Origin of the sequence: Streptococcus sp. A12 (assembly GCF_905372335.1) — a bacterium.
Classification (GTDB): Bacteria; Bacillota; Bacilli; order Lactobacillales; family Streptococcaceae; genus Streptococcus.
This window is the reverse complement of the sequence record NZ_CAJPOU010000054.1, coordinates 1-7562: the sequence shown is the minus strand read 5'-3', so window position 1 is coordinate 7562 and position 7562 is coordinate 1. Positions and strand designations below refer to the sequence as shown.

Below are 7562 nucleotides of genomic sequence, written 5' to 3'. Positions count from 1 at the left end.
TGATGGTCAAAGCTCATGGATGTTGCAGGCTTTTTTGTCCTGCACTTCTCAGAGTTTTGACTATTTTTGTGTCGTTTCGAAAGGAAGTTACATGCAAGAACAGGATTTTCGGACCAAGTTAAACCAAATGGTTTTTGGTGTGAGAGCGACTGCTTTGATTGTAAAAGACAATCGTTTGTTAGTCGTTGAAGATGAGGATGGTTTTTATACAATCGGAGGTGCCATTCAAGTGGATGAAGCTACGGAGGATGCCGTAGTTCGAGAAGTAAAAGAGGAACTTGGGGTCGCATCTAGAGCTATTCAGTTAGCTTTCATTGTTGAAAATCGATTTGAACAAGCTGGGGTCCACTATCATAATATCGAGTTCCATTATTTAGTGGACTTGCTGGAAGATGCACCGTTAACCATGCAAGAAGATGCGAATCCATTACCTTGCCGGTGGCTTGCTTTAGATGAACTACATACTGTAAATCTGAAGCCGGCATTTTTAAAAACCGCCTTACCAGATTGGGACGGACAGTTACGACACATCCATCTTAAAGAATAGGAGAAAAAATGACTTATAATTTTATAGAAGAATACGATATTATTGTAATTGGAGCGGGGCATGCAGGTGTAGAAGCCTCCCTTGCTGCGAGCCGAATGGGTTGTAAAGTTTTACTTGCAACCATCAATATAGAAATGTTGGCGTTTTTGCCATGTAATCCTTCGATTGGTGGTTCTGCAAAAGGGATTGTGGTTCGTGAGGTAGATGCTCTCGGTGGAGAGATGGCCAAGAATATTGACAAATCCTATATTCAGATGAAGATGTTGAATACAGGAAAGGGACCAGCGGTTCGTGCGCTTCGTGCTCAAGCAGATAAAGAGCTCTACTCTAAGGAAATGCGTAAGACAGTTGAGAACCAAGAAAACTTAACCCTTCGCCAAACCATGATTGATGAAATTTTGGTAGAAGATGGGAAGGTTATTGGTGTTCGAACTGCGACCCATCAAGAATATGGGGCCAAGGCTGTTATTGTCACGACTGGAACAGCTTTACGTGGAGAAATCATCATTGGGGATCTCAAGTATTCATCAGGCCCTAACCATAGCCTTGCTTCTATCAATTTGGCTGATAATCTCAAAAACTTAGGACTAGAAATTGGACGGTTCAAAACAGGTACGCCACCACGTGTAAAGGCATCGTCAATCAATTATGAAGAAACGGAAATTCAACCAGGTGATGAGAATCCAAATCACTTTTCTTACAATTCGCGTGACGAGGATTATTTAAAGGATCAAATCCCTTGTTGGTTAACCTATACCAATAGTCACAGCCACGAGATCATCAACAGTAATTTACACCGGGCCCCTATGTTTACAGGTGTTGTAAAGGGAGTTGGTCCTCGCTATTGTCCATCTATTGAAGATAAGATTGTGCGCTTTGCGGACAAGGAACGCCACCAGCTCTTCCTAGAACCAGAAGGACGCAATACTGAAGAAGTCTATGTCCAAGGCTTGTCAACCAGTTTACCAGAGGATGTGCAACGAGATCTTGTTCATTCTATTAAGGGATTGGAGAATGCTGAGATGATGCGAACGGGTTATGCAATTGAGTATGATATGGTCCTTCCACATCAATTGCGGGCAACTTTAGAAACCAAGAAAATCTCAGGTCTATTTACCGCAGGCCAAACCAATGGAACATCTGGTTATGAAGAAGCTGCTGGCCAAGGAATTGTGGCAGGGATTAATGCTGCTCTAAAAATCCAAGGAAAACCAGAGCTCATCTTGAAACGGAGTGATGGTTATATTGGGGTCATGATCGATGACTTGGTAACCAAAGGAACAGTTGAGCCCTATCGTCTGTTGACTAGTCGTGCAGAATACCGTTTGATTCTTCGTCATGATAATGCAGATATGCGCTTAACAGAAATCGGTCGCGAGGTTGGTTTGGTTGACGATGAACGTTGGGCACGTTTTGAAACCAAGAAGTATCAGTTCGAAAATGAAATGAAGCGCCTTGACAGTATCAAGCTAAAACCTGTAAAGGAAACAAACGAGAAGGTTGCAGCGCTAGGTTTTAAACCATTGACAGATGCTGTCACAGCCAAAGAATTATTGAGAAGACCAGAAGTATCTTATCAAGATGTTGTCAACTTTATCGGACCAGCAGCTGAAGAACTAGATGATAAGATTATCGAGCTGATTGAAACGGAAATTAAGTACGAGGGTTATATCTCAAAAGCTTTAGATCAGGTTGAAAAAATGAAGCGAATGGAAGAAAAACGAATTCCTGCCAATATTGACTGGGATGATATTGACTCCATCGCAACAGAAGCTCGTCAAAAATTCAAGTTGATTAATCCAGAAACGATTGGTCAAGCTAGCCGGATTTCAGGTGTCAACCCAGCTGACATTTCTATCTTGATGGTGTATCTTGAAGGCAAGAGTCGAAGTATTTCTAAGAATCAAGAAAAAGAATCCTAACTTATTAGGATGTAAATATGTGGAAGAAGTAGCCAAATAGCTACTTCTTTTCTCGTTTTACTGTATATTTACAATAGTGTAAATATACTTTACACCGTTTGACAAATGAGCGACCGGACCTTGATCCCTGTCAGCTATTTCTTTGGTGGAAAGGCTTGACGGGCCTCGCTTTTTCTTATGTTTTATGGTATAATGGCCCAACAGAGGTTTATGATGAAAAAATTTCGTATGACTCCTATCCATTATTGTATGGTAGGTTTGTTAGCATTTATTATATTAGCCATCAGTTCCAGATTATTGGGTGGCACAATTGCAAATTTATTTGTGATTCTGTTGATTCTTTCCGGTGTCATCTATCTCTTTCTTCATCAATTAAAGCAAGTAGAATTGGATGAGCTAGAACAAATTCAATATGTCAATCATCAGGCTGAAAATGGATTGGCCTCGCTACTGGATAAAATGCCAGTTGGTGTAATCAAGGTAAACGGTGAAACCAATGAAGTTGAATGGTTCAATCCTTATGCGGAGTTGATTTTCTCTACTGAGGATGGGCAATTCGATGTGGAATACCTGCAACAAGTGTTGGCGATTCCTTTTGAAGGGAAAGGCCATTATGCAACCATTGGAGATAAGAAATATTCTGTTTATCTAGATTCCCAGGCCAGTGTCGTTTATTTTTTTGATGCGTCTAGTGAGTATGAGGCCAACGTTGGTCTTGTAACGACTAGGCCAGTCATCGGGATTATGTCCGTAGACAACTATGATGATTTAGAAGATGTTGTATCTGATTCGGATATCAGTAGCATCAATGGCTTTATTGCAAACTTTGTTGAAGAATTCTCGGAAAAATACCATATGTTTTACCGAAGAGTCGGGATGGATCGCTTTTATCTTTTTACCGACTATACCGTTCTTGAACAATTAATCGAATCCAAATTTTCTATTATTGACCAATTCCGTAAGGAAGCGAAAAATCGTGAATTACCCATTACGGTAAGTATGGGATTCTCATACGGAGATGGCAATCATGATGAAATCGGTAGAGTTGCTTTATCGAATCTAAACTTAGCTGAAGTCCGAGGGGGCGACCAAGCAGTTGTAAAAGAAAAAGATGAAGGCAAGGATCCTATTTTCTTTGGAGGTGGGACTGCTTCTGCTATTAAGCGCACCCGTACACGAACGCGTGCGATGATGACAGCTATTTCCGAAAAAATTAAATCGGTTGATCAGGTATTTGTTGTTGGCCACAAAAAATTAGACATGGATGCTTTGGGGGCATCGATTGGGATGCAATTATTTGCAAACAATATCAACGAACGCTCTTATGCAGTCTATGATGATACGTCTATGGCTCAGGATATCGAAAGAGCGGTTGAAAAAATTCAATCAGATGGAGCGACTAAACTCGTAACGGTTTCAGATGCTCTACGGATGGTAACCGATCAATCCCTTTTGATTATGGTAGACCATTCGAAGACAGCTCTCACGCTTTCAAATGATTTGTATGAGAAGTTTCACCAAGTCATTGTCATTGATCACCATAGACGGGATGAAGACTTCCCTGAAAATGCCATGATCACTTATATTGAAAGTGGAGCAAGTAGTGCAAGTGAGTTGGTTACGGAATTGCTTCAGTTCCAGAATTCTAAGAAGAACCGCTTGAATAAGATACAAGCCAGTGTTTTGATGGCTGGAATTATGTTGGATACTAAGAATTTCTCTGTTCGCGTAACAAGCCGTACATTTGATGTAGCTAGTTATTTACGAAGCCGAGGTAGTGATAGTGTCCTCATCCAGGAAATTTCAGCTATTAACTTCGATGAGTACCGCGAAGTTAATGAGTTGATCCTAAATGGTCAAATGGTATTCCCACATATTATTGTGGCAACAGGAGCACCAGATGTCCCTTATGGAACGGTTACCATTAGTAAAGCAGCCGATAGTATGTTGGCCATGTCTAAAATTGAAGCGACCTTTGTTATTGCTCTAAATGAACAAGGAAGCATTTCCATTTCAGCTCGAAGCAGAAGCAAAGTCAACGTGCAAAAAATTATGGAGCAAATGGGAGGCGGAGGCCACTTTAATTCGGCGGCTTCTCAATTGACAGATGTAACCATCGATCAGGTTCGTACCCAGTTGATTGACTGTATTCAAGAAGAGGTCCAAAAGGATAAGGAGGAAGAAGAATGAAAGTTATCTTTTTAGCAGATGTAAAAGGAAAAGGAAAAAAAGGGGAAATTAAAGAAGTCCCAACAGGTTATGCTCAAAACTTTTTGATTAAAAAGAATTTAGCCAAAGAAGCCAATGCCCAAGCGATTGGAGAGCTTCGCGGTAAGCAAAAATCTGAAGAAAAAGCCCATGCGGAACTAGTTGCAGAAGCGAAAGATATTCAAGCGAAATTAGCAGAAGAAACGACTGTTGTCCAATTTACAGAAAAAATTGGTCCTGATGGACGTACATTTGGTTCGATTACCAATAAAAAAATTGCAGAAGAACTACAAAAACAATTTGGGATCAAAATCGACAAGCGTCACATTCAAGTGGCTTCTCCAATTCGCTCTGTCGGCTTGATTGATGTGCCTGTTAAAATTTATCAGGATATTACAGGTATTATCCAAATTCGAGTAAACGAAGGTTAAGTAAATCGTTAGAAAGGAATGACTATGGCTGAGATAGAAGAATTAAGAACCCAGCCTCAAGATATCCAAGCAGAGCAATCTGTCTTAGGAGCCATCTTTATTGATGAGGGAAAACTGGTTTTTGTTCGTGAGTTTATTGAGCCAGCAGATTTCTTTAAATATGCCCATCGGTTAATTTTTAAGGCGATGATTGACCTTGCAGATAGGGGAGATGCTATCGATGCGACGACCGTTCGCAATATTTTAGATAGCCAAGGGGACTTGCAAAATATCGGTGGCCTCTCTTATCTAGCTGAAGTTATCAACTCTGTTCCGACCTCAGCCAATGCGGAATATTACGCAAAGATTGTTTCTGAAAAAGCAATTCTAAGACGCTTGATTGCCCGTTTAACGGAGAGCATTAATCAAGCATATGATGGAGCAAGTCCGTCGGATGAGATTATTGCAGGCGCAGAAAAAGCCCTGATTGATGTTAGTGAAAATGCCAATCGAAGTGGTTTCAAGAATATCAAGGATATCCTAAATATCAACTTTGGAAGTCTTGAAACTCGGTCATTGCAGACAACGGATATTACGGGGATTGCAACAGGTTATCGAGATCTTGATCATATGACAACAGGTCTTCATGAAGAAGAGTTGATTATTCTTGCAGCGCGTCCAGCGGTTGGTAAGACTGCTTTTGCTTTAAACATTGCCCAGAATATCGGAACCAAGTTGGATAAAACAGTCGCTATTTTCTCACTGGAAATGGGGGCTGAAAGTTTGGTGGACCGGATGTTGGCAGCAGAGGGCTTGATTGAGTCTCATTCTATTCGTACCGGTCAGTTGACGGATGATGAGTGGCGGAAGTATGCCATTGCTCAAGGAAATCTAGCCAATGCCAGCATTTATATAGATGATACTCCTGGTATTCGGATTACAGAAATTCGATCTCGTTCTAGAAAGTTAGCACAAGAAACAGGTAATCTTGGCTTGATCCTCATCGACTACTTGCAGTTGATTACAGGCACTGGACGTGAAAACCGGCAACAGGAAGTTTCAGAAATCTCTCGTCAATTAAAAATTTTGGCGAAAGAATTGAAGGTTCCTGTGATTGCCCTTAGTCAGCTATCTCGGGGAGTCGAACAACGACAAGATAAGCGACCGGTTCTATCTGATATCCGTGAATCAGGATCCATCGAGCAGGATGCAGATATTGTTGCCTTTCTATACCGTGATGACTATTATGAACGTGCAGGTGAGGAAGAAGAAGGCTTGCCGAATAACAAGGTTGAAGTCATCATTGAAAAAAACCGTTCGGGAGCGCGTGGAACAGTGGAGTTAATCTTCCAGAAAGAATATAATAAGTTTTCCAGCATATCAAAGAGAGTAGAGGAATAATGGATGAGTGATGCATTTACAGATGTAGCAAAAATGAAAAAAATCAAAGAAGAAATCAAGGCTCATGAAGGCCAAATTGTGGAAATGACCTTGGAAAATGGTCGTAAACGTCAAAAAAATAAGTTTGGTCGATTAATTGAAGTTTATCCTTCTTTGTTTATTATTGAATACACTAATGAAAACAGTTTACCTGGTGAACCAGCAGCAACCTATGTTGAATCGTATACTTACTCAGATATTTTAACTGAGAAAAATTTGATTCATTACTTAGACTAATGTAGCTAGGGTAAGCTACAACTTCCAACCGTCTCTTCTTGGAGATGGTTTTTTGATGACCTGAACATATCATAGACACTAGTTGTGTAAATTGATTGATAAAGATGTCAATTTTACGATCAAATCTGTCAATATTAGACAGGAGGATCTTTTGAAGAGAAGTCTCATCTATATTCTTTATATAACTAAAATAGGGGAACTTAGGAGGTTATTAGAACAATCATGATTGACAGGTTGTAAATACGGGTGTAAAGATTTCTGTAAACAGATAGGATAGGGGAGTGAATATATGTATATCTAAGTCAAAATATGTGATTTGGAAAGCCCCTAGCTAGAGAACCTCATTTTGCTTTTCATTTATAGAAAGAAATCAAAAAAATGAGAAAGCAACTTTACAGGGGCTGGTATTGGTGGTATAATAGAGTTTGTGCGAAATGACAGCAGGACAAAATGAAGCTCGTCAACAGGAAGCCAGCTAGAAAAGTAACCTTTGCTGTTTGGGCGAAGGCTTTCTGAACGAATCAGGTTTGTCTAAAACGTTATTTCCTACAAAAAATTATTTTTATAGGAGGACATTTCAAATGTCACGTTATACAGGACCATCTTGGAAACAATCTCGCCGTCTTGGCTTGTCACTTACAGGTACAGGTAAAGAATTGGCACGTCGTAACTACGTACCAGGACAACACGGACCAAACAACCGTTCTAAATTGTCAGAATACGGTTTGCAATTGGCTGAAAAACAAAAACTTCGTTTCACTTACGGTGTAGGTGAAAAACAATTCCGTAACTTGTTTG

Annotated in this window: 6 protein-coding genes and 1 pseudogene; all 7 read left to right on the top strand. The window is 40.2% G+C overall.

Annotated features, from left to right (window positions below; translation table 11 throughout):
* Positions 1 to 91: 91 nt before the first annotated feature.
* The gene (locus QZ158_RS06935) at positions 92 to 547 is read left to right on the top strand and encodes an NUDIX hydrolase (protein WP_293887009.1); all 456 of its coding nucleotides are present in this window, start codon (positions 92 to 94) and stop codon (positions 545 to 547) included.
* Between the two features lie 8 nt (positions 548 to 555).
* Complete coding sequence (mnmG, locus tag QZ158_RS06930; RefSeq protein WP_293887007.1) at positions 556 to 2469, top strand: tRNA uridine-5-carboxymethylaminomethyl(34) synthesis enzyme MnmG; 1914 nt, start codon at positions 556 to 558, stop codon at positions 2467 to 2469.
* A 192-nt stretch (positions 2470 to 2661) separates the two neighbouring features.
* A complete protein-coding gene (locus tag QZ158_RS06925) occupies positions 2662 to 4659 on the top strand; it encodes a DHH family phosphoesterase (RefSeq protein ID WP_293887005.1) in 1998 nt (665 codons plus the stop codon).
* On the top strand, positions 4656 to 5108 hold the full coding sequence (gene rplI / locus QZ158_RS06920; RefSeq protein ID WP_048690977.1) for a 50S ribosomal protein L9: 453 nt from the start codon (positions 4656 to 4658) through the stop codon (positions 5106 to 5108). The genes QZ158_RS06925 and rplI overlap by 4 nt, the downstream gene beginning before the upstream one ends.
* A gap of 24 nt (positions 5109 to 5132) precedes the next feature.
* Positions 5133 to 6488 (top strand): replicative DNA helicase, encoded by a 1356-nt coding sequence (gene dnaB / locus QZ158_RS06915; protein WP_293887002.1) that lies wholly within the window; start codon positions 5133 to 5135, stop codon positions 6486 to 6488.
* A 3-nt stretch (positions 6489 to 6491) separates the two neighbouring features.
* Complete coding sequence (locus tag QZ158_RS06910) at positions 6492 to 6764, top strand: Veg family protein (protein WP_048715069.1); 273 nt, start codon at positions 6492 to 6494, stop codon at positions 6762 to 6764.
* Positions 6765 to 7345: 581 nt separating this feature from the next.
* A pseudogene (locus QZ158_RS06905) lies at positions 7346 to 7562 on the top strand (30S ribosomal protein S4); the annotation flags it as partial.

Excerpts from the sequence above, each read along its gene's own strand:
- QZ158_RS06910 (WP_048715069.1), top strand. The coding sequence starts at position 6,492 with ATGAGTGATGCATTTACAGATGTAGCAAAAATGAAAAAAATCAAAGAA.
- dnaB (WP_293887002.1), top strand. The coding sequence starts at position 5,133 with ATGGCTGAGATAGAAGAATTAAGAACCCAGCCTCAAGATATCCAAGCA.
- QZ158_RS06935 (WP_293887009.1), top strand. The coding sequence starts at position 92 with ATGCAAGAACAGGATTTTCGGACCAAGTTAAACCAAATGGTTTTTGGT.
- rplI (WP_048690977.1), top strand. The coding sequence starts at position 4,656 with ATGAAAGTTATCTTTTTAGCAGATGTAAAAGGAAAAGGAAAAAAAGGG.
- mnmG (WP_293887007.1), top strand. The coding sequence starts at position 556 with ATGACTTATAATTTTATAGAAGAATACGATATTATTGTAATTGGAGCG.
- QZ158_RS06925 (WP_293887005.1), top strand. The coding sequence starts at position 2,662 with ATGGCCCAACAGAGGTTTATGATGAAAAAATTTCGTATGACTCCTATC.